The organism is Paenibacillus sepulcri (assembly GCF_042647105.1).
Classification (GTDB): Bacteria; Bacillota; Bacilli; order Paenibacillales; family Paenibacillaceae; genus Paenibacillus_Z; species Paenibacillus_Z sepulcri.
Genome location: NZ_JBHRUP010000001.1, coordinates 4,244,050 through 4,264,474, shown reverse-complemented (window position 1 = coordinate 4,264,474; position 20,425 = coordinate 4,244,050). Strand labels below are relative to the sequence as shown.

Here is a 20,425-nt window from a genome sequence, read left to right as displayed (position 1 = left end):
CAGGGGCGGTTCTTATATTTGTACACCCTTTTTCAAGGCTTTGAGATCGCCATTCGAATTGTTCAGCGCCGGCAGCATTCTCATGCTTTTTACCATAGGGGTATGACAGACATGACAGGTCGGTACATACTCGAAAGCGAAATTATCACGCATCCAGCTTTTGCAATCGTCTTTCGGGCAGGACCAGATGACTGTATTTTCTTCAGGGATATCCTCTAACGGTTTTTTCCTGTTGTACAAGATGATTCCCTCCTTTGATAGAAAAAAACCGCCCTCAACTCATGTTAAGGGCAGTCTTTACCTTGCAGCTTGTTAAGACTACAGTTTTACAACGTTTTCGGCTTGTGGTCCACGGTTGCCTTGAACAACGTTGAACTCAACGCGTTGGCCTTCGTCAAGGGATTTGAAACCGTCGCCAACGATTGCACTAAAGTGTACGAATACGTCGTTGCCGCCTTCAACCTCGATGAAACCAAAGCCTTTTTCTGCGTTAAACCATTTAACTGTTCCTGTTTGCATAGGTAAAACCTCCAAAAATAAATTAACATGTACCTTTTTATTCAGAGAAGCAAATAAAAAATTCACACATTGAAAAAGGAATCATTCTCACAAATGCCAACCCTTTTCAATGAGTGAATGCAGGTTCTTTGTTTACGAGTAACCTTATAATAGCACAGCCATTTCTATAAAGCAAATGTTTAGACACATTATTGCCCAATTTATTTTTCCAATCATGTTGAATCAAGGAAAAGCCGCCATTTTCTCTCCCTGACCGGAAATAAAAAACCGCTTCCCCGCGGCGGAGAAACGGTCACCTGCTGCGCATCATGACAATCTCCCGTTCCATTACGTATCATTCAGCTGAGCCGATGGCTGCCAGAATTTCTTCCGTCGGGCGGTTGCCTTTCCTGGCATAAATGATCCTGCCGGACTTCCCGATCACATACACAACGCGCTGCTGCGGCTGTCCGATAATCCCGAGAATCCCTTTCTTGACGTCATAGCTGTCCTTGATGCGGCTGTCCGTGTCCGTAACCAGCGGAAAATCATAATTGTTCTTCATCGCAAAACGCTTGTGATGCTCCAGCGATCCAGGATTAATCCCCAGAACGAGCGCATTGGCAGCTTCGTATTGTTTGCTGGAATCGCGGACAGCGCACAGCTGCTTGGTGCATAACGGGGTTTCGTCCTGCGGGTAAAAAATCAGTACGATCGGCTGTTTGCCCAAATGGTTTTGCAAAGCTACCTTTCCTTTCGTGCTCTCCGCTTCAAATACAGGCGCCTGATCTCCAACTTGCAGCATTGTGAACTCCCCCCGTGTTGTATAGCCTTTCTTCGCCTGGCTTGATGGTTTCCGCCTGTCCGTCAATCAGCTTGTGCCGGACTGCGGCATAGCTGCATTAATCTGCGTCATCAATTTCTTGATCTGGCCGTTCAGCGCCGTCAATTCCTCCAGGGGCAGGTTGCTGGAAGCAAACAGCGATTGCGGTATACACACCGCCCGTTCCTTCAGGGCAAGCCCACTCTCGGTAATCCGCACAATAACGATCCGTTCATCCTCCGTCGAACGTTTTCGCTCCACCAGATTCGCAGCTTCCATGCGCTTGAGCATCGGCGTCAGCGTTCCCGAATCAAGATCAAGCGTCTCGCTGAGCTCCTTCACGGTGCTTTGGCTGCGCTCCCACAGCACAAGCAGGACCAGATACTGCGGATAGGTCAGTCCAAGCTCGTCAAGCAGCGGGCGGTACATCCGGGAAATCGCTCTGGAGGCAGCGTATAGGGAGAAGCATAGTTGATTGTCCAGCTTCAAATATTCATGTTCATTTTGGCTCATCATTTTACTTTGCCCTCTCTTGTTGTCAAATTCATTTGTGCACAATTAAATTTGATAGACTTATCATAGCTCAATCCGGAGCGGAATGTCAACTTCGCAGCATGCACCCATCCTGAACTGCTGTCCGGCCGCTGTCAGCGGCTGCTGCTTGTCCGGAATTCCTCCGGTGTAACGCCAACCGCCTTCAGGAAAGCCCGGTAAAACTGGCTGGTGCTGGAGAAGCCAAGCTTGACGCTCATCTGGGTTATGGTGCAGCCCCCTTGGCGAAGCTGCTTCTTGGCCTCCTCCATTCTCAGCCCCAGCACATACTGGTACGGAGTTTTATGGGTATAGGCCTTGAATGTCCTTATAAAATGAAACCGGCTCTGGAGCGCGATGGCCGCCAATGTGTCGATATTGATTCGATCCGTATAGCTCGCGTGTATATAATCCAGCACTCTGGTCATATGCCTGTCTGAAGAGGTCAGCCCATCCCCCGGCGCGCTGAAGGGTACCGGGTTCCCTCCATTAATGGCATGACTGCCCTTCAAGCTGTAATACAGGAAGGAGAGCACCCGCGATTCCGTCTCGTCCACAGCGAGCGGATCGGCCGGATCGCCCCTGAACAGCTCCGATGACCAGCTCTGGAACTGCTTCATAATAAGAGAAGGATCGAATGTCTGCTGCATGGCAAAATCAACCTCCGGCTCGCGGAAGAAATCACTGGGCCGGTCGTTGCGTATTTGAATGACGATCACGCTGGAATCCTCCCCGATGCGGAAGCTGTGTTCCTGCGCGGAGTACTGGAGCAGGCCATGGCCGTCCCTGATACCGTAATCCTTGTTCTCCTGTGTGAGGTAGCAGATTCCCTTGGTTGGAATCGTCAGCTGGAGCCGGTCCTCATGGACATGCGGCAGATTGGAAAAAGCCTCTTCTATCCGCCACAGCTCAAGCTGCGGCGTTTCAATTATGATTTTCATCTGTCTTCACCTGTGCTTATTATAGCAATTATTGCTCCCGCGAATAGCACTTTTCGCGGCGACTTCCGCCGCTTCCCTCCTGTAAAATAAGGAAATTAAAAAGGGGGATGATAACCAATGCCGCAATTGAAAGGACAAACAGTATCGCAAGCCGTTTCCCTGAACAAGCCCAATCGCACAGCCTTCTACGTCCTGCTCGGCGTCAGCCTTGCCCATCTGCTTAACGACGCCATGCAATCTGTCGTCTCGGCCGTATTTCCCCTGTTTCAGAAATCCATGCAGCTAAGCTTCGCCCAGATCGGCTGGGTTGCGTTCTGCTTAAGCATCACGGCATCGATTTTGCAGCCTCTGATCGGTTATTATACAGATAAGAAGCCTATGCCTGTCCTATGCGCCTATCTGCCTCTGCTCGGTGTATGTGCATTCCTTCTGCCCAAGGACCGGCGGATTTAAAAACTTTGCAATGGAAATGAGGACCTTCATAATATGGAAACGATTATTGATATGCAGGGAGTAAGCTGGCAGAGAGAGGACCGGCTTTTGCTGAATGAGGTCAGCTGGAGGGTCTTGCCCCGGCAGCACTGGGCGCTGCTTGGCCTCAACGGATCAGGCAAGACGACGCTGCTGAACATGATTAACGGCTATCTCTGGCCGACAAAAGGCAGCATCAAGGTGCTTGGCCGCACGCTCGGCGAAACGGATGTCCGCCATTTGCGCCAGTCGATCGGCTGGGTCAGCTCTTCCCTTCAGGATAAGCTGTACGGCACCGATTCCGGGGAGCGTATTGTGCTAAGCGGCAAGTACGCCACGATCGGGCTGTATGACCGTCCCTCTGAGGAAGATATCAGCTACGCCTACGCCTGCATGGAGGCCTTGCAGTGCACGAAGCTGTGGAGTCGTGAATACCGCACCTGCTCGCAGGGAGAGAAGCAGAAGCTGCTTATCGCCCGCGCCTTGATGGCGAATCCGCAGCTGCTTATCCTTGACGAGCCCTGCAATGGGCTGGACTTATTTTCCCGCGAAAGCCTGCTATCGGCGATTACAGCCCTGGCTTCCCGTACGGACACGCCGACCTTGATCTATGTCACTCACCATACCGAGGAAATTCTGCCTCTCTTCAGCCATATACTGCTGCTGCGGCGCGGGCAGGTCGTTCAAGCCGGCGAGAGGGAATCGGTCATGAATGCTGATATTCTCAGCGCCTTCTTCGAGAATCGCGTTGCCGTGGAAAACCATGATAATCGGATTTATCTCCGCCCGCATTCTTAGGGCAGCTGGCGCCGCCGGGCGGCGGAACTGTACATAACTCTTTCCGTCACCCAGCGGACCGCTATTGCCAGAGCCAAATAAATAGGAAACGAATAGATATGCTTCCAATGATGCGGTTCATAGATGCCCAGCCCTTCCATAATCGGTTCAAATGCAAAAGCGAACACCGCAGACAGAATCAGGTGGACGATCATGAAGGGCTTCCAGCTTCTGAAATATTGATAGGTGAGCATGTGGATGACAGGCAGCATGCTATAATCGACGGAAATCAGCCGCGGAGATATACGAAGCAGCTGATAGGGGTATGACCAGTACATATTCATCGAGCCGATATCATCCAGACAATCGACCACAATAATCGTAATCAAACCCAGAATAACAATTTGCGTTAACCGCGAACGGTCAACCAGCTTCCACCAGATCACCCATGGTATGATCAGCGCAGCCAGCAAAAACCACCACTGCGGCGTAAATAAGTCGTGATGCAGCCAGTACTCGTTCCTGAGTTCCTTCCACTCCTCGCTTATCTCCTTTATTTCCTCAAAGGTTGGACTTTCCTTAACCGCCATCTTCAATCACCCTTTTTACGATGCTGAATGCGTCCGATCCCTTTCAGTGCTTTTTGCTGCCGTTTCCCGCCTCATGCAGTCGGCTCCTCCTTGTTGAAGACGGTGATGCCAAGAGCCAATTGGTTCCACAGCAGATCCTTTACCTTCTCTGTCTGATACTCCTTGCATTTGACCATGACGAAAACATCGATCCGATTATCGCTCTTGAAGGTCTTCTTCTTGCCTTTATTGGTATGCCAGTAATCCACGACGAATCCGATGAGAATTCCGGCTACAAGTCCGATTAATGCCCACAGTACAGGTCCCCATTTCAGTAAAAAACCGTATATGCCCCCCAGCAGCATCAGAACCGCTCCGATAATGGCCGATAAGTCCACAAAGCTCTTCCCGTCTGTATAATGAATGGTATCCAGGGTGTGATTGGGTTCCGTCCTTTTATCAAGAGGCAGAACCAGGATGGACTGTTTCGAAACGCCGATTTTCTGGATTTCCGCAATCGCAAGCTCGAGCCTTCCGGAATGTTCAAACGAGGCGACGACATACATGATTGAACTCTCACTCCTTTCCTTCAAATTGGCATGTCATACAGCTGATCCTGATAGTCCTGCTTGAAAAAGGCGGCCTGCTCCTTCTTGAACAACCGGTTGTACTCCACGGTAATCACGTAGGCATCGTAGGCCACAAAGGTATAAAGAGAAGGAAGATTAAGAAACCATTGAATGTTCAAATCCGCTTTGGCTGCAGCAAAGTGAAACTCCATGCTGTCGTGGATGGCGGGAAGAATGCCGGAGAGATAAACTACGCCCATGAACCAGCCGATGAAGATGCAGGCTGATGGGAGGCAGTTGAGATAGATATGCCCGAGACCAGGAGCCAGGATGGACCACAGGAGCGACATCAATGGCTTTCTCTTTGCCAGATTGTTCCTCTCCAGAAAGGATATATTATCTGATATGACGTTGAAGCCTTCCGCGCTGCTCAGCACATAATCATGATTGTACTGGACCGTTTTCTTGTAGACGTCCCATATAGAGAAGAGATACGCCGTTATATAAAACAAAAACCACTCCGTATCCAATGCCTGGACAGCCAGCTCAAATTGACCGGTCATGGAATAGAAAATGGCCATATTAATTCCTGCCGCATAATTCACGACGGATTCCCAGAGAATCAATATAAATGCAGTGATATTCTTGCTCAGCATCATATGGCCCAGTCCGGGATAAGCAGCAGACCACCAGGCGACGACCCAAGGATTCCGGATATGCATAAAGTTGACATTATAGGAACTGATATAGGCGGAAACGTATCGTTGGGACGACTTGACGCCATTGTTTTTGGAGGGCATGATCGGTGGACTCCTGTTGGTTGTGTTGGAATAAGGTTATCTTTGCCACATCCCGTGCAAATATTCCGGATCAGCCAAAATCCCGCTCTCGCGGATTAACGCAAGGCGATATATGCTGACGGACTTGTTATCCAAAAAAAAGAAGCGTCCTGTGCCTGCCAGGACCGCTTCTTCCATTTTAGAAAGAAAAAGATGTACAAGATGTCCTAATGCTCGTCCAGCTCTTCTTCCTCCGGTTCATTGCCGACCCCATTGAGCAGGTCTGTGCCGTGGAATTCCTCCTGCGGCGCAGCCGGGTCAACAGGAGTGCTGTCGACATCGGCTTCTGCCTCGGCAACTCTATCTTCATCCGCCTTCAGGACCGCATCGTAGGGATAAACCTCCAGCAGCTCTTCCACATCGCCCTGAACCTCATCCTCCGGAATTTCATCGGCAAACAAGCCGGCATGCTTATCAATATCACGCTGTGTGACCAAATCTTGATCTTCGCTGAGTTTCTTATCCATTCGGGCGGCCTCCTTGATGATTTATAGGCTATCGGGTATATATTACCCCGATTGTCCGGATCCCGAACGCCCGTCAAGGATTTTCTTGCAGCGCTGGTTACAAATCCGTTAGCTGTAAGCCCGTAAACGCCGCCCAGCGCGCCGGAGTCTCCCCGCCGCCATGCGAACACAGACCGGGCTTGAATGCTCCCGCTTCAAGCCCGGCATACCGCCCCATCTCCGTCCAGATGCCGTCTTCGCTCTCCAGAAAACGCGCCGCCGCCTCATTCCCGCTCCAGTCCAGCTGAAGCCGGATTGTTCTGGCATCCGTTGCCATCTTGACGAGGCTGAGAACCCGTGTTGCCCCTTGAACCTCGACGGCCAGCACGACCACATGCTCATCGTTTACAAGCTCCTTGACCAGCTTGATATAATTATCATCATCCGCATACAGCAGCAGTCCCGCCTGCTCCGAGTTCCGCTCCGGCGCCAGCGTTACTTCAACTTCCAGTCGGACGGCCCCCGCAAGGCCCTCGCTGCGTATGAGAATGTTGCGCGCGTTATTGCTGTCTTCCCAGAGACTTCCCGGAAGAGCTGCAATATGCAGCGCTTCTCCCTCTGACCGCCATCCAGCCTTGTCCTCTCTCAGCCATCGGTAACCTTCTTCTGATAAACGGGAAAAATGGACTATGTTTGCTGCTTTGTGCTGACCTGCCATCCCTTTCACTCCATTTCATAGTATAGATTCATAAACAATAACCGCAGATGACCCGTTCCTAATCTCGCAGCTTCAACTATTATATTATAAAATCATTCCACAGCCTTGCATTCTTCCAGAGCGCAGGCGCCGCATATCCAATGGGAGGTTACCGTATGATTATTCGTCCAGCTGCACCGGAGGATGCCGGGCAGGTCATTCCGCTGCTTTATGATGCGATCGGCAGTATTGCTTATGTACTGACCGGAACCGATAATCCTGCATCTGCTATCCACGCTATGAGCGAGTGGTACAAACAGCGCAACAATCGGCTGAGTTATGAAAATGTGCTGGTTGCCGAGAAGGACGGTGAAGCGGTCGGAGCAGCCTTGTTCTATCATGGCAGCCGGATCGCGGAACTGGACCAGCCGCTGCTGGATCGGCTGGCTGCCAGGGAAGGCATTATACTTGCCAGCTTCCCGGCGGAGTCGCGGGAGAACGAATTTTATCTGGACTCGCTCGCAGTGAATCCCGCTTGCCGGGGACAAGGAATTGGCAGCCGGCTGATGCAGGCGTTCGAAGCCGCGGCCGCCCGGCAGCAGTATGACCGGGTCGCCCTTATTGTCAGCTCAGACAATCCCCGGGCCAGGAAACTGTATATGAGCAAGGGGTATGTTTCGGATGGACAAATCGATATTGCGGGCGCTGACTACGATCATATGGTCAAGCGCCTGTGAGAGTCTGAAATCATGATTGATAATGCAGCATCATATTCTCCACCTGCTTCCGCAGCTCGGCAATTAATTCGGGCGGATCGGCTACCGTGACATATGAGCTGTAGCTGAGAATATTCTGAATGGCCCGTTCCATTGATGAATAATGGGCGTTAACCGACAGCGTGCCATCCGGATTCTCGGTAACGACATCAAAGCCGAATTCATCCCTCACCCTGGTCTTGACAGCGGGATCAAAACGCAAAGCAGCGCTCACCTTTGCGAAATTGGCCTGACTCATAAACCGCCGCTCGACATCCTGCAGGGTGTAATTGCGGCGAATGAACGTATCCGGCAAATCGGCAAGCTTGTTGACGCGGCTGATTCGGAATACGCGATAATCCGATCTGGCGAGGCAATAACCGTACATATACCAGACGTAGCCCTTCAGAAAGATCCCCATGGGCTCAACCGTTCGCTGCGTTTCTGTTCCTTGGTTATCCAGATAGTCGAACCTGACCAGCTGCTGCAGTCTAATCGCCTGATGGATAGGCGCAAGCTTGTCCTTATCGTTGGGGGTCGGGGTAAAATCAAGATCGACTTTATAGGTATCGGCAGACTTTGCTTTACCCGGCATCAGAGCTCCTATTCTCGTGAGCAGTCCGTCGATATCCGGGTTGTCCGTTGCGGAACGGGCCCCGCGCAGTGCGCTGCAGATCGATGAAAAGTCTTCAAGCGACAGAATCTGCTTGTCCAGGCGGTAGCCGGGCAATATCTCATAGCCCCCATCCGAGCCGGGAAAAGAAATGATCGGAATGCCAGCCAGATTAATCGAATCCATATCCCGGTAAATCGTCCGCAGAGAGACCTCGAACCGTGCAGCCAGCTCCGTTGCGCTGACCCGGGTCTGATTCAGCAGCGTCATGGTGATGGCGAGCAGTCGATCCAGCTTCAAGCTAAGCACCTCCCTCACCGTTATATATGATTTTATATTTTAGATCACAATTATTTTCTTCTACAAAGCCGATGAAATGACCTTCTTCTCAACGAATTTGTCGAGAAAGCCCGGCTGGAGGAAGAAAGGGTCGAACAGATGAAGCCTGCCCGACCCTTTGAGATAGCTGCATTTTGATCTAGATTTGAGTCTCCGCAGGTCTTGGCTTGAGTCTTTCCCCGGCTGCCTGGGAAGTTCTTGTCCGGTATAGATGATAGACAATGCCAAGCAGCATCCATAAGGAGCCTGCAAGAAGCGCATTCCGGTCCAGCTGGAACAGCAGGTAAATGATAAAGCCGGCCCCAAGGAGCGGTGACACCAGATAAAGCAGCGTTTGCTTCAACGAGCGCTGGTTGTCTTTCAGATAACGTTTTGCGATAACGGACAGGTTGACGAAAACGAAGGCGGTCAGCGCGCCGAAGCTGACGAATTTAACCGCGGCGTCCAGGCTGATCGTCAGAGCCAGCAGCGATATGACGCTTGTAATGATAATATTGCGTGTCGGTGTTTTGAAACGCGGGTGCAGGTAACCGAATATCCGCTTGGGCAGGATCGAATCCCGGCCCATTACATACAGCAGTCTCGAAACACTTGTAATCGACGTTAGTCCCTGGGTGAAGATCGCCAGGATCAGAATCGTGATGAACAACGCGCTCAGCCCGGCTCCGCCGACCATTCTCACCAGTTCGAAGCCGGCCGAATCCAAATTGACAAAGGAAAGCTGCGGATACGCCAGCTGCGTCAAATAGGAAGGAATCAGGTACATGACGCCTGCGGCTATGATAATAATGAGGATAGCCCTTGGAATCGTCCTCCTGGCATCGACGGTCTCTTCCGCCATCGTGGTGATGGTGTCGAAGCCCAGAAACGAGAAACAGATAATAGAAGCGCCAGCCAGTATAGTGGAGAATGGAATTCCCGCATGGACAAACGGCTGCAGCGGATGGATGGCTTCCGCCCCGGCCAGCCCTTTGATCAGGAAGAAGCAGAATACGGCGATGAATGTAAGCTGAAGCAGGACGAACAGCTTGCTGATAATCGCAGAGAAGTTAATGCCGATGATATTGACGACAGCAAGTGCCGCGTTGAGCAGAACGATCCAGACAAAGGTCGGGACGGACGGGAATTGCGCGTGCAGATAGATGCCGAAGGTCAGACAAGCGATAATGGGCGAGAATAGATAATCCAGCAGGAGCGCCCAGCCGACGAGGAAGCCGACATAAGGATGGAGCGACTTTCCGGCGTAGGTGTAAGCCGAGCCTGATGCAGGATAGGTCCTGGCCATAACGCCGTAGCTGCGGGCGGTGAAGAAGATGGCGATAACCGCAATCAGGTACGCCACCGTCAGCATCCCCCGCGAGGTATCATAGGCAATGCCGTAGACGGTAAAATAAATCATCGGCGTCATCCAGGCAAGCCCCAGGAAAACAACCTGAAACAAGGTTAAGGTCTGGCGAAGCTTTACTTCTTCTTTCATGATCTCTCTCACCCTTCGTCAAGGACTGACAGGCCCTTCAGGCACCGAAAATAAAAATGCCCGGGTGATATCATCATCTGATATCCTCCCGGGCTTTTGTCCCTCCGTGTACACAGCAAAGGCCCTGCTGTGCGTCTTCTCTTGGACCGGACCGGTGGCATGCCAACCGCGGAACCCTAGAAAACTTGTGAATTATTCATATTTGATGGCAGATTAACATACATTCTTGTCTGAGTTGGAAGAGCATCGCCATGCATTCATATTTTATGTAAGATAATATAACATAAAAAACAAGGTTTTGAAAACCTTTTTGTTTAATTATTTTTATATATCTACCATGTTATGTTATATATGATCTGGGTAACCCACTAAGAAATCCGGTATTTCCGGCTAATCCGCTGTGGGCACAGATGAAAAAAAGCAGGCCATCCCACGGCTGAGTTCCTCCGTAAATGGCCTGCTTGTCTCAAATATCCGCTACAGCGTCTGCCCTCCGTCCACCGTTATGATTTGTCCGGTCATCGATTCCTGCTCCAGAGCGGCGCAGATGATGGCGGCGATATCCTCGGGCGTCGTAATGCGCTGCAGAAGCAGCTTTCCGCCCAGTTTATGCATTTGTTCCTCCCGGCCTGTCCACCATCTTGTCGCAACTGCTCCCGGAGCTACGCTGCTGACCCGGATCTCCGGCGCCAACGCGCGGGCCAATGATTTCGTCAGGCCGTGCACCGCCGCTTTGGATACCGCATAGGGCAGGGACGAGCCTGAGCCGGTTAGTCCCGCTATACTGCCCAGATTCACAATAGCACCCTGCTTATTTTTCTTCATCCAGGGGGCGACGGCGCGGGCACAGTAGAACATGCCTTTGACATTGACATCATACAGCTCATCCCATACATCATCCCCTGCCGCCTCCAGGTCATCAAGAGGAATATGCCGGGTAATGCTTGCATTGTTGACGAGCAGATCGACAGAACCAAAATGCATGATAATGACGTCCACCATCTCCCGCACTTCTCCGTCCCTGGAAACATCCGCCTGAATCGCGATTGCGCGCCCGCCGCCTTCGGCAATCAGCTGTACCGTCTCATCCGCCTCGGCCTTCGAGCGGGAATAGTTGACGCCTACTGCCGCTCCCTTCGCAGCCAGCAGCAGGCTTACCGCCCGGCCGATTCCGGTGCCTCCGCCTGTAACGAGAACCACTTTGCTGTTCAAATCCACTGGCATTCACTCCTTGTTTGTGTGTAGGCTTGGTCAGTATCCGATCTTGGCTTTATTTTAAAGGGTTATCCCGATTTTGTATAATTGAATAAATTGAAGACTTTGTTCACTATAATTGAACTCGTAACGGAGGTTGCAAGGATGGATATGAAAGCTTTAAATACCTTTCACAGGATCGTGGCCTGCGGAAGCTTCCACAGTGCCGCCGAAGAAATGAATTACGCCCAATCCACCGTAACGATGCAAATTCAGAAGCTGGAGGCCGATCTGGGCGTACAATTAATCGAACGAGGGAAAAAAATCCGGCTGACAGAGGCAGGAAGACTGCTGTATGAACAAAGCCTGCCCATCGTCAAGGATCTGCAGCAGCTGCAGAATCGTCTGGCCGATTTGCAGCTTGGGGATGCCGGAATGATCCGCCTTGGAGCAACTGAGCCTGGCGCCAGCTACCGGCTGCCCGTCCTGCTCGGGAAATTCATGAACCGGTTCCCCAATATCCGTATCTCCGTTGATATCGCCAGCACACCGGCTTTATGCGAGCAGCTTCTCCACGGTACTCTCGACCTTGCGCTCTGCTCAGCTCCCGAGCTTGCTTCCGGGCTGTATTTCGAACCTTTATATACGGAGTCGTTCGTCGTATTTATGCCGCCCGAGGGACACCCGCTTGCCAGGCAAGCCGTCATCAGACCGGAGGATATCCGCGGGCATCGCCTGCTCATTACTTCCATAGGCTGCCCTTACCGCCGAAAACTCGAGATAGCGCTCCAGGAATCAGGAACGACCGCTATCGACATGATGGAGATCGGGAGCATGGCCGCTCTGAAATATTATGTCGAACAAGGGCTTGGAATCGCCCTTGTCCCCCGGATTGCCTTGAATCCCTCCCCGGCCGGAACCACTATACGTTCGCTGGACAGCCCTATTACAGACATGACCTGCGGCATCGTCTGCAGAGCCCCGGATTACCCGCTGAAGCAGGCTGGGGCGAGAGTCTTCCATTTTCTTAAGACAGAGCTGCAGGAGCCAACCGGCAGCTCTGCCTGAGGAGCTTCCCGTTTCCTGTTGAATTACCCGCACAACAAAAATGGCTCATGCCCGCTTGCCCATGACAGAGCCATTCTGCTTAATCCGGATATTCCGCCGCGTACTGCAGCTGCTGCCGGCGTTCCGAACGACCACCCTTTGCATGACGCTGTTTCAATTCCCGCTGCGCCTGCCATAGCTTCTGGCAAACGACATCATGCGACGATAAGCGGAGGGGTATATAGTCTTCAGCGCATGGAACTGCGGACGATGGGAATTGACCTCAAGAATCCGCAGCCGCTGCCTGGAGTCCAGGGCCAAATCAATACCCAGCTCATGCATGCCTGAGCGCCTGGCACTCAGTACCTTTGCGATATTCAGGGATTTGGCCGTTATCCGCTTCAGGCAAGCGCTCCGCGCCGCGGATGACATCCCCTTTTTCCGCAGCAGAGAATGGAGGGATTGCATACTGGCGCCTTGATAGAGGTTGGTAACAATCCGGTTCCGCGCTCCGACCCTGGCCGCTATTCCCGTGCATACCCAGGACCCTCCCGGCTTGCGCTGGACCATGCTGCGGATATCATACGGCCGCCCTGCAAGCCGGCCCAGTTTTACAGCCTGTTGAATGATCATTTTCTGGCCTCTCTGCCCGGCTTGAATATGGCGGAAGACTGAAGAGAGATTCCGGAAAATTTTTCTGGTCTGCCTTTTATTGCGGGAAGACAGCAGCTCATAGCCTTTGGACATCCGATTCAATTTATAGACGCCAATGCCAAGCGAACCGATATCCGGCTTGATGTACAGCGATGAATACCGCGCGGACATGGAGTACAATTGGGGCAAGGTCAAGCGGACAGTGTATGGAACATTTTCCCTGAGCGAACGGCTTGCCGACAGGTATTTGCAGACGCGCAGCTTGCCCCAGATCGTACTGCTTTTATAATTCTTTCGATTCAATGGTCTCACCTCCTGATACTATATGCCGCTCGTATCAGGGGCAATTGTGCAACCGTACAGATCCGGCGCGGATATCTGATCCGGTCATCACCGGCAGGGACAGAGCGATTCCCCCGAGGCTGCCGCTTGTATAATCCAGCTTCATTCGACAAGCAGGCGAAGAAGGGGTCGGAATGCACCTGAGAAATAGGCTGAAAGTTGGACCCGCTACGAGTCCGGACGACTATATTTCTCCTTCAGGGCGATATGTTATATTGAACAGGAAAATGTTAAATTCCCTTGATTTCTATCTCCCGCCTCCCTTCTGTCTCCCCCTCCCTTGTTCATACCCGACGGCTTCGCTCATCATGCCGCTTCCCGATGACCCCTCTTCGTCCAATATAAGGCGCAAGCGCGAGAGGAGACTTATTATGTTCGAATGGTTCGAAAAGCTGATCCGGGATATGATCTGGAAAGCGATCGCCGATTTTGTGGAAGCTCTTCCAGGAATGGCGGAGGACAAGCTGTATGAGTTTCTAAGAAGTCTTAAGGCAGGGGAAGTCATCTCTCCTTCGCCGCTGATCAAAATCATTGCCGTCAACGATCTGGAAGAGACGATCACCCTGCTTCTGCGGGGGCCTTTCACGTTCTCCGGCTTAACGGCGTTCATGCGGGTGGAAGTGATTGTCTCGCGGGCACGCGAGGACATCCGCATAACAGGCGAGGATCCGCCAATCCGGATCACGCATTGGCAGACGGTACTTGGGGATCTGACTATCGGGTCAAAAGACAAATACAAGGGAAGTCTCGGCTTCGGCTTTGACGCGCAGCAAAACAGCTGGATGGGCCAAGGCTCGCTGAAGCTGATTCCGCTCAGCATTGGCGCGGCCATCTATGGCGGATTCAGTGATCGCGGGCTGGTGCTGGGACTGGACGGGGAGCTGCCCAAGGGCGTTTCGATTCCGCTTGGGCCGACCGGGCTTGGGCTGCGGGGAATCGGCGGCGATTTTGCATACAATTTTGTGGCCCGCCTGGAGAAGGAGGGACTGCCGATCGCAGAGCCGACAGCGGCCGATTATGTCAAATGGGCGCGGGAAACCAGCAGCATCGACCGCTGGATGGCCGGCCCGATTGATCAAACCTCGGTAGGTGTGGGAATCCGAACGGTGATATGCACCAAGGCCGACGAAGGCTACGCCATTGAGCTGAATCCCGTCGGCTTCGCTTTCCTGCTCCCCGGCGGCACGTTTATTTTTGGAGGGAAGGGCGTCCTGCTGAAGCAGAAGGGTTTTGGCGCCGAAGGATACTTTGTGTTTGACGCAGAGCGCGCCTCGCTCGCCCTTGGAGTAGGCGTCAATATCGATCTGGAGCTGCTGAAAGGCAGCGGCCAGTTGGATATCTTCTTCTCGTTCTCCGACCCCACTGCCTGGTATCTGGATCTGGGTACCGAGAGCAAGCCGGTGAAGCTGGAGGTGCTGCAGAAGATTCCTGTGATCAGCCTGCTTTTCTCGCAGAAGGCGGAAGCGTATCTTCGCATCAATCATCATCGCATTGCCTTCGGCGCGACGCTTGCTATCGGCGGAACGTTTGAAATCGGGGATATTCTGAAGCTCATCTCCAAGCTTGCCGTCTCACTTCATGCCTATATGGGCTGGGACCCGCTGCTGGTGAACGCCCGCATCAAGGTACATGGCGAAATTGGCATAAAAGTGTGGAAGTTCGAATTTATTCTCAGCGGAGATGCGGAAGCGGAGGTATATTTTCCAAGCCCGACCCTGTTCCGGTTTGAGATCGCAGGCAAGATGAACCTCCCATGGCCGATTCCCGATGTTCCCTTCAGCAAGTCCTTCGGGGACGATATCGTGAACCCTCCCTCCATATCCTCGCCGCTGGCCGCCGGAACCTATATCATTGGCGGAACGCCGACGGTTCAGAAGCAGCCGGTTGATGCCATTCATATCATCAGCGACCTGCAGTGGAATCTGGACTCGGACAAGCCTTGGCCGGATCTGGAACTGGTCGTGCCCTTCAGCAGGCGGGTAACCGACCGGACGGGCAAAGTGGAAGCCAGCCAGGCGGTCAGCCCGTCTGTTCAAGGCGGCTATACGGTGACGGACGAGCTGCTGGAGCTCGAGCTGACCGACCTGGTCCACGCTATTCCGGTACCGGATGTGCGGGCGGTATGGGCGGATGGGCCGGGCGGCGGCATGGCGCAGCTTCATGTGCTTGGCTGCGACCCGTACGCATGGATGACCTCGAAGCTTGACACCTCAACCTTTCCGCTTGATTCTCCCGCAAGGACTGTCGATACCTTCTTCGGATACGGGCCGCCCCAGCTCCTGCCTGTGCAGCCGCGGCGCTTCGCATCGCTTGAGCTGACGCCTGCAGCCGAGGGGGACCGTCTGCTGACAGTATTCAAACCGGACATTCCGGCGCGGATACTGCAAACAAGCGGCTTTACCCTCCGATTTGCGGCAAATGACGGCGAATCCCTTCAGGTCTCGAAGATCGTGCTGTTCCTTATTCTCGCCCGGTCCACACGCTTCGTGACTTATCCTTCGCTTGTGTCTGAAGACGGGGCAGCGGCGGTTTTCCAGGACCACGGCGCCGTCTTTCAGAACCTGCGGCTTGTCTCAGCCCGGTTCGATTTCCCGGCTCCTGTCGATCAATTCCGCCTACGGGCGGCATCCGGGCGTCAGCCCCTTTACATTTATGCGATCCGTTATCTGGAGGCCGCCAAATCCTCGACAGGCATCTTAAGCAAGAAGCTGCTCATGCCCGGCCGGTACCGCCTTCATATCAAGGGCGCGTCAAACGCGGTCCATCCGTCCGGCGGCGGCGGCGCTTCCTCGCCCTTCCCGCCTTCGAGCCCCGTGGAATGGTTTTATGACAAAGAGTTCGAGGTTGCGTATCCGGAAACACTGCGTCCTTATATGTATTATTCCACCTTCGGCGATATGAAAATCTTCGCCAAGGCTCAGCATCCCTGGACGCAATGGACGCTGAATACGTGGGATCCGACCCAATTCGGCTTCGGATTTCCGCTTTACAGAGGCTATAAGACTGCCGTCCGCTTCATGGTGCCGTATGTCAGCGGCATCTTTGCAGAGACGCCGCTTAAACTTCGCATCACCTATGAGCGCGGAGGCGAGATAACAGAAACCCTCACGCCCCTGCCCGCCGCCGACGGCGCCAGCTCGCTTCCCCCGGAGAGCCGCAGCTGGCTTGCCGCTCACGGAGGAACCGCTGCTCCCGATCAGGAAATCGTGATGAATTCGCTGCCTGGAGAATCCGGACCGGCCAAGCTGACCATTCTGTTCGAGCATCCTCAAAACGGAGAGGTCCGCATCGATGAATGGTCCGGCTGCGTGTCTGCTTTCATGGGCTTCAAGGCTCATCTGGCCTGGCCGCATACGGGCTTGTCCACCTATTATGACAGCTCCGGCAGGCACAGCGTGGCCGAGTGCCCTCTGCCCCAATCAGGCAGGCCTGTCAAATACGGTAAATTCGACCCTGTCCGTCATTACCGCGGGGCCAGCGGCATCGGCAATATTGTGCTGAACAAGCGCCTGCCCGCGAACCCGCTGCTTTCTATCAATGAGCTCACGCCGATAGCGGACTTTCCAATCGTCACCACTCCGCTCACTCCCTTCCCCGATGAACTGGAGGCGCCGCCAAGCCAGTGGAGACTGCCAGCCCCGCTTGCTTCCCAGATCGGTCCGCTGAACGAAACCTCCGCCCTGCGCTTCACGAGGTTCGCAGCAGAGAGCGGAGCACTGTTCGGCCTCGGCGGCGCCGCGCTGGCCGATATTAACGATACGGTCCCGGCGACCACTGTCGAAGCGGTCTGCGATGCCCAAGGGAGACCGTACGCCATATGGCTGCGCACGCCTGAGCCTGTCGATTGGCGGCGGGTGACGCTCACCCTCGCTATCCGGCATGTCGAGCCGGCTGCCGGCTGCCCGACCGGCTATACGCACCGGCGTGCCTTGGAGCTGGAGATTTCCGTGCTGCCCGGATTCGACGGGAGCTCCGCTTTTCTAACCGGATCGTTAGGCGGCATTCCGACACGGCTGCCGCGGGGCGACTACACGCTTAAGCTGACCTTTGATCCTTTTAGAGCCGGACTGCCCCGGCTTTACCCCGGGGACTCCGCTGGGCCGCTGCCGGAAACGGCTGTATTACGGTTCGTGCAGCCGCTTGGTCTCACCTGGCCGCTGCCTTCCGCCCGGCCTCCGTTCCCATGGGATCTGCCGGACATCCCGATACCGGTCCCTGGTCCAATCCCCGGACCGATTCCTTTTCCGGAACCCGGTCCGTTTCCAATACCTGGTCCAGTTCCGTTTCCAGTAGTCAATCCGGGCCGGATGGCCGAACCGTTAAACGATGCCAGCCTCCGGCAGGCAGATGACCTGGTGCACAATGTTCATACCCTGCAGAACCTGACAGTACATGCAATCGGGAATATCGAAGCGGGGAGCAGCGGAGGAAATACAGGGGATACGGAGGATTCCGGTTCTGATGGAGCACCTCCGCCGGTTGATGCCGACAGGAAAGCTTTTATTCATCTCCCGCTGCCCGGGGAGTTTCCAAGGGTTGATCTGACATCCGTTATCGAATCAGGAGGCGATAAGCCATGACGATTTATTTGTCATCGATAGGCTGGTTGAGCGAAACACCGGCAGGCAACCGGCTGCGCTGGCATTTTCCGCTTAGGGAGCTTGCGGACGGGGGCGGATACCGCGGTTTGCCGCAGGCGGTCATTATTGAAAGGGCCCCCCTGAACCTGCGGATGGTGCCGTCCCGGGTATCCCTGTCGATTTATCCGCCGGGCTGGTGGGACTTGCTGGGAAGCCAGTCGGTGGGCGGACTGCTGCTGGCAGATGAGTTTAAGCTCCCCGGGCCGGCGCAGGCAGTCACCTTCGTTTGGAGAGGGGCGCCTGCCCGGATCGAGTTTCAAAATTCGCAGACCGGTGAGCTCGAGGCTGTGCGTTCGGTATCGGACGGCACAGTCGTCTACGTCGAAGGACAAGCCATGGATACGGTTGCGATGCTCGGCACGGGAGGGATGCTTGAGGATTTGCGCATGCTTGATTTATTCCGCGACCGCCAGCTGAACTGGGAACGCATCGCTGAAATTGCCGTGGAGAAAAGTCTTGATGCCGACTTGAATACAGCAGGCAAACGTTATGGCCAGCCCGTCACGCTGACGGAGGAACAATGGGCCGATATCGTCCGCACCGGGCAAAAGGCCCGAGCATCCGTTCCCGCGGATGCCATCGCCGGGGAACCCACGGATTGGGAATTGTTCGAGCTGCTGCTTGGACTGCGCTGGGAGATTGCGCTGCTCTGCGGCTTTGCTTACCATGATGGACCGGACACAGCCGGCAGCGATCTGGACAATCAGCTCGCAGCGCCACTGGAATCTCCGGATCACTCCGGGTTTGCTTACCGGATTCGCGATGCGGACAGCGGGGAAACCAGCAATGTGACGGTTGTGATGCCGACAACGGCCGCAGAACTGGGAATTCCAGACATGCCCCAGTATATCTCCGCGGAAGTGCGCCTGCCGGAAGCCATATCCCCGCAGCCCGCCGTGCCTGTTTCGATCAGCCGGACACTGGCAGCCTTCAACCCTCTGCCTTTTCTGGCGGACCGCTTCGAAGTGCGGTTAATCCATCTGACCAGGCAGTCCGACATTAGGGCTCATGGCGTGGAGATGGAGGAGATCGTCACTGCCAGCCCTGCGACAGGGGAGCGTGAGCTTAACCGGACCTTCTTCAACCGCTCCCGGCTGCCGGAGGACCCGCCGCTTGTCTACTCATCCGCCCGCTCCTTCGACGTCAGCTTCCCCGACGTGCTGCTGCAGTCCAGAGCACGGGCCATCGACGGCTGGGACCGCGTCAGCGGGTATTCCGCCTGGATGCCGCCAACGCCGTTGACGCTGCGGCATGACCCGCCTCCGCCGCCTCTGGAATCGGCTGCTTATGAATCGGGGATGGCGCGCATTATGCGGCGGACCGATATCCCCGGCGAAGCAGACTGGAAGCCGGATTCACTCGTCCGGCGCACGGGAGGGAGGCTGGTTATTTACAGGCAGAACGCCGCTCCGCGGACGACGGACGCCGGGTTTGGCAGCGCTGTTCCAGCCGGCGACGGCCTATACCGCGCAGCCGTAACGGGCGTGAATGCGCTCAATGATTTTATTGGGGGCATATTCTCTACCGGCGGTGTGACCGAGAACATTGTTGCCGTTAGCGGAACCGACATTGTCTTCCGTGTTTCCGGGAATGCCGGCTCGGGCAGCATGGCTTTCGGCTCCGGGTCCGGCAGATTGGTTCAGGACCTCAAGCATCCTTCCCTATGGGTGCAGGCGGCAGATTTCCCGGCCGACAATCTGCCGAAGGAGCTGGTCTTCAGCGACCCGCTTCCTCCGGCAGCAGGAACTGCTGTCGTTACCTATATGGCCAGGCTGGCCTATTATGGCCGCACCGGCCCGCCAGGCGGAGTCGTGAGGGCGGTGAGGCTGCCGGCAATTCCCGACGTTCCGCCACCATTCACAGCGGAGCTGCTTGGCATCGATTTCTTTCACCGGACACTGCTGAAAATCCGCTTCACCACGCCGGCTGCTTCCGGCCGCTATACCGTTTGGTGGTGCGACGGCGCTGCGTCACCCGAAGAGCTGGTGCGCCGCGGCTCGCCAGGCACCCATCAGGCGCAGGAAGCGCAAAACGGCCTTCATCTGTACGAGACACTGACCCTGCCTATTCCGCAGCATATGGACCGCCTCATCACAATTGGCGTCCAGCAGGTGAGCGAGGGCGCCGTCAGCGGATTTGCCGTCATTCCATTCCCGCTGCCGGCGCTGCAGGCTTAGCGTTCCGCCTGCAAACCGATCATTGC

General features: G+C 54.5%; 20 protein-coding genes and 1 riboswitch. Of the genes, 6 read left to right on the top strand and 14 right to left on the bottom strand.

Features of this window, described 5'->3' with window-relative positions:
* Window positions 1-12: 12 nt before the first annotated feature.
* The 5 genes from ACFOLF_RS18890 to ACFOLF_RS18870 all read right to left on the bottom strand — a co-directional run bounded on the left by ACFOLF_RS18890 (window position 13) and on the right by ACFOLF_RS18870 (window position 2,793).
* Window positions 13-240, bottom strand: a complete 228-nt coding sequence (locus tag ACFOLF_RS18890; protein ID WP_210039135.1) for a cold-shock protein — start codon at window positions 238-240, stop codon at window positions 13-15.
* 78 nt (window positions 241-318) lie between these two features.
* Window positions 319-519 (bottom strand): cold-shock protein, encoded by a 201-nt coding sequence (locus tag ACFOLF_RS18885; protein ID WP_040951936.1) that lies wholly within the window; start codon window positions 517-519, stop codon window positions 319-321.
* A 334-nt stretch (window positions 520-853) separates the two neighbouring features.
* On the bottom strand, window positions 854-1,303 hold the full coding sequence (locus ACFOLF_RS18880; RefSeq protein ID WP_210039136.1) for a peroxiredoxin: 450 nt from the start codon (window positions 1,301-1,303) through the stop codon (window positions 854-856).
* A 66-nt stretch (window positions 1,304-1,369) separates the two neighbouring features.
* Window positions 1,370-1,837, bottom strand: a complete 468-nt coding sequence (locus tag ACFOLF_RS18875) for a MarR family winged helix-turn-helix transcriptional regulator (protein WP_379114426.1) — start codon at window positions 1,835-1,837, stop codon at window positions 1,370-1,372.
* A gap of 131 nt (window positions 1,838-1,968) precedes the next feature.
* Complete coding sequence (locus ACFOLF_RS18870; RefSeq protein WP_210039137.1) at window positions 1,969-2,793, bottom strand: helix-turn-helix domain-containing protein; 825 nt, start codon at window positions 2,791-2,793, stop codon at window positions 1,969-1,971.
* 117 nt (window positions 2,794-2,910) lie between these two features.
* Between ACFOLF_RS18870 and ACFOLF_RS18865 the strand changes: the two genes are divergently transcribed.
* Complete coding sequence (locus ACFOLF_RS18865) at window positions 2,911-3,246, top strand: MFS transporter (RefSeq protein WP_379114423.1); 336 nt, start codon at window positions 2,911-2,913, stop codon at window positions 3,244-3,246.
* Between the two features lie 33 nt (window positions 3,247-3,279).
* Window positions 3,280-4,062, top strand: a complete 783-nt coding sequence (locus tag ACFOLF_RS18860) for an ABC transporter ATP-binding protein (RefSeq protein ID WP_210039138.1) — start codon at window positions 3,280-3,282, stop codon at window positions 4,060-4,062.
* Here ACFOLF_RS18860 and ACFOLF_RS18855 read toward each other — a convergent pair.
* From ACFOLF_RS18855 to ACFOLF_RS18835, 5 genes are all read right to left on the bottom strand, one after another.
* Complete coding sequence (locus ACFOLF_RS18855; RefSeq protein ID WP_210039139.1) at window positions 4,059-4,631, bottom strand: CBO0543 family protein; 573 nt, start codon at window positions 4,629-4,631, stop codon at window positions 4,059-4,061. The two genes, ACFOLF_RS18860 and ACFOLF_RS18855, sit on opposite strands and share 4 nt — an antisense overlap.
* A 71-nt stretch (window positions 4,632-4,702) precedes the next feature.
* Window positions 4,703-5,176 (bottom strand): hypothetical protein, encoded by a 474-nt coding sequence (locus tag ACFOLF_RS18850; protein WP_210039140.1) that lies wholly within the window; start codon window positions 5,174-5,176, stop codon window positions 4,703-4,705.
* 23 nt (window positions 5,177-5,199) lie between these two features.
* A complete protein-coding gene (locus ACFOLF_RS18845; protein ID WP_210039141.1) occupies window positions 5,200-5,979 on the bottom strand; it encodes a hypothetical protein in 780 nt (259 codons plus the stop codon).
* Window positions 5,980-6,185: 206 nt separating this feature from the next.
* Complete coding sequence (locus tag ACFOLF_RS18840; RefSeq protein ID WP_210039142.1) at window positions 6,186-6,485, bottom strand: hypothetical protein; 300 nt, start codon at window positions 6,483-6,485, stop codon at window positions 6,186-6,188.
* Between the two features lie 97 nt (window positions 6,486-6,582).
* Entirely contained in the window at window positions 6,583-7,182 is a 600-nt protein-coding gene (locus ACFOLF_RS18835) for a DUF1349 domain-containing protein (RefSeq protein ID WP_210039143.1), read from the bottom strand.
* A gap of 155 nt (window positions 7,183-7,337) precedes the next feature.
* On the opposite strand from ACFOLF_RS18835, the gene ACFOLF_RS18830 reads away from it, so the two are divergent.
* Window positions 7,338-7,898: a GNAT family N-acetyltransferase gene (locus tag ACFOLF_RS18830; protein WP_379114421.1), complete on the top strand. Its 561-nt coding sequence runs from the start codon at window positions 7,338-7,340 to the stop codon at window positions 7,896-7,898.
* A 10-nt stretch (window positions 7,899-7,908) separates the two neighbouring features.
* Here ACFOLF_RS18830 and ACFOLF_RS18825 read toward each other — a convergent pair whose 3' ends face one another.
* The 3 genes from ACFOLF_RS18825 to ACFOLF_RS18815 all read right to left on the bottom strand — a co-directional run bounded on the left by ACFOLF_RS18825 (window position 7,909) and on the right by ACFOLF_RS18815 (window position 11,569).
* Window positions 7,909-8,829 carry a helix-turn-helix transcriptional regulator gene (locus ACFOLF_RS18825; protein ID WP_210039144.1) on the bottom strand — a complete coding sequence of 307 codons (921 nt, stop codon included), beginning with the start codon at window positions 8,827-8,829 and terminating at the stop codon, window positions 7,909-7,911.
* Between the two features lie 178 nt (window positions 8,830-9,007).
* Complete coding sequence (locus ACFOLF_RS18820; RefSeq protein WP_210039145.1) at window positions 9,008-10,345, bottom strand: APC family permease; 1,338 nt, start codon at window positions 10,343-10,345, stop codon at window positions 9,008-9,010.
* An 83-nt stretch (window positions 10,346-10,428) separates the two neighbouring features.
* A riboswitch (guanidine-I (ykkC/yxkD leader) is annotated at window positions 10,429-10,536 on the bottom strand.
* 286 nt (window positions 10,537-10,822) lie between these two features.
* Window positions 10,823-11,569, bottom strand: a complete 747-nt coding sequence (locus ACFOLF_RS18815) for an SDR family NAD(P)-dependent oxidoreductase (RefSeq protein WP_379114419.1) — start codon at window positions 11,567-11,569, stop codon at window positions 10,823-10,825.
* A 135-nt stretch (window positions 11,570-11,704) separates the two neighbouring features.
* Between ACFOLF_RS18815 and ACFOLF_RS18810 the strand changes: the two genes are divergently transcribed.
* Entirely contained in the window at window positions 11,705-12,607 is a 903-nt protein-coding gene (locus tag ACFOLF_RS18810) for a LysR family transcriptional regulator (protein ID WP_210039147.1), read from the top strand.
* A 153-nt stretch (window positions 12,608-12,760) separates the two neighbouring features.
* Here ACFOLF_RS18810 and ACFOLF_RS18805 read toward each other — a convergent pair whose 3' ends face one another.
* Entirely contained in the window at window positions 12,761-13,543 is a 783-nt protein-coding gene (locus ACFOLF_RS18805; protein ID WP_210039148.1) for a YheC/YheD family protein, read from the bottom strand.
* Window positions 13,544-13,953: 410 nt separating this feature from the next.
* On the opposite strand from ACFOLF_RS18805, the gene ACFOLF_RS18800 reads away from it, so the two are divergent.
* Window positions 13,954-18,162 (top strand): hypothetical protein, encoded by a 4,209-nt coding sequence (locus tag ACFOLF_RS18800; RefSeq protein ID WP_210039149.1) that lies wholly within the window; start codon window positions 13,954-13,956, stop codon window positions 18,160-18,162.
* On the top strand, window positions 18,159-20,399 hold the full coding sequence (locus ACFOLF_RS18795; RefSeq protein WP_210039150.1) for a hypothetical protein: 2,241 nt from the start codon (window positions 18,159-18,161) through the stop codon (window positions 20,397-20,399). The genes ACFOLF_RS18800 and ACFOLF_RS18795 overlap by 4 nt, the downstream gene beginning before the upstream one ends.
* The last annotated feature ends 26 nt before the right edge of the window (window positions 20,400-20,425 follow it).

Coding starts and splice junctions, on each gene's coding strand:
- ACFOLF_RS18795 (WP_210039150.1), top strand. CDS start 18,159: ATGACGATTTATTTGTCATCGATAGGCTGGTTGAGCGAAACACCGGCA.
- ACFOLF_RS18855 (WP_210039139.1), bottom strand. CDS start 4,631: ATGGCGGTTAAGGAAAGTCCAACCTTTGAGGAAATAAAGGAGATAAGC.
- ACFOLF_RS18885 (WP_040951936.1), bottom strand. CDS start 519: ATGCAAACAGGAACAGTTAAATGGTTTAACGCAGAAAAAGGCTTTGGT.
- ACFOLF_RS18835 (WP_210039143.1), bottom strand. CDS start 7,182: ATGGCAGGTCAGCACAAAGCAGCAAACATAGTCCATTTTTCCCGTTTA.
- ACFOLF_RS18875 (WP_379114426.1), bottom strand. CDS start 1,837: ATGATGAGCCAAAATGAACATGAATATTTGAAGCTGGACAATCAACTA.
- ACFOLF_RS18830 (WP_379114421.1), top strand. CDS start 7,338: ATGATTATTCGTCCAGCTGCACCGGAGGATGCCGGGCAGGTCATTCCG.
- ACFOLF_RS18800 (WP_210039149.1), top strand. CDS start 13,954: ATGTTCGAATGGTTCGAAAAGCTGATCCGGGATATGATCTGGAAAGCG.
- ACFOLF_RS18880 (WP_210039136.1), bottom strand. CDS start 1,303: ATGCTGCAAGTTGGAGATCAGGCGCCTGTATTTGAAGCGGAGAGCACG.
- ACFOLF_RS18840 (WP_210039142.1), bottom strand. CDS start 6,485: ATGGATAAGAAACTCAGCGAAGATCAAGATTTGGTCACACAGCGTGAT.
- ACFOLF_RS18850 (WP_210039140.1), bottom strand. CDS start 5,176: ATGTATGTCGTCGCCTCGTTTGAACATTCCGGAAGGCTCGAGCTTGCG.
- ACFOLF_RS18820 (WP_210039145.1), bottom strand. CDS start 10,345: ATGAAAGAAGAAGTAAAGCTTCGCCAGACCTTAACCTTGTTTCAGGTT.
- ACFOLF_RS18865 (WP_379114423.1), top strand. CDS start 2,911: ATGCCGCAATTGAAAGGACAAACAGTATCGCAAGCCGTTTCCCTGAAC.
- ACFOLF_RS18860 (WP_210039138.1), top strand. CDS start 3,280: ATGGAAACGATTATTGATATGCAGGGAGTAAGCTGGCAGAGAGAGGAC.
- ACFOLF_RS18815 (WP_379114419.1), bottom strand. CDS start 11,569: ATGCCAGTGGATTTGAACAGCAAAGTGGTTCTCGTTACAGGCGGAGGC.
- ACFOLF_RS18870 (WP_210039137.1), bottom strand. CDS start 2,793: ATGAAAATCATAATTGAAACGCCGCAGCTTGAGCTGTGGCGGATAGAA.
- ACFOLF_RS18845 (WP_210039141.1), bottom strand. CDS start 5,979: ATGCCCTCCAAAAACAATGGCGTCAAGTCGTCCCAACGATACGTTTCC.
- ACFOLF_RS18810 (WP_210039147.1), top strand. CDS start 11,705: ATGGATATGAAAGCTTTAAATACCTTTCACAGGATCGTGGCCTGCGGA.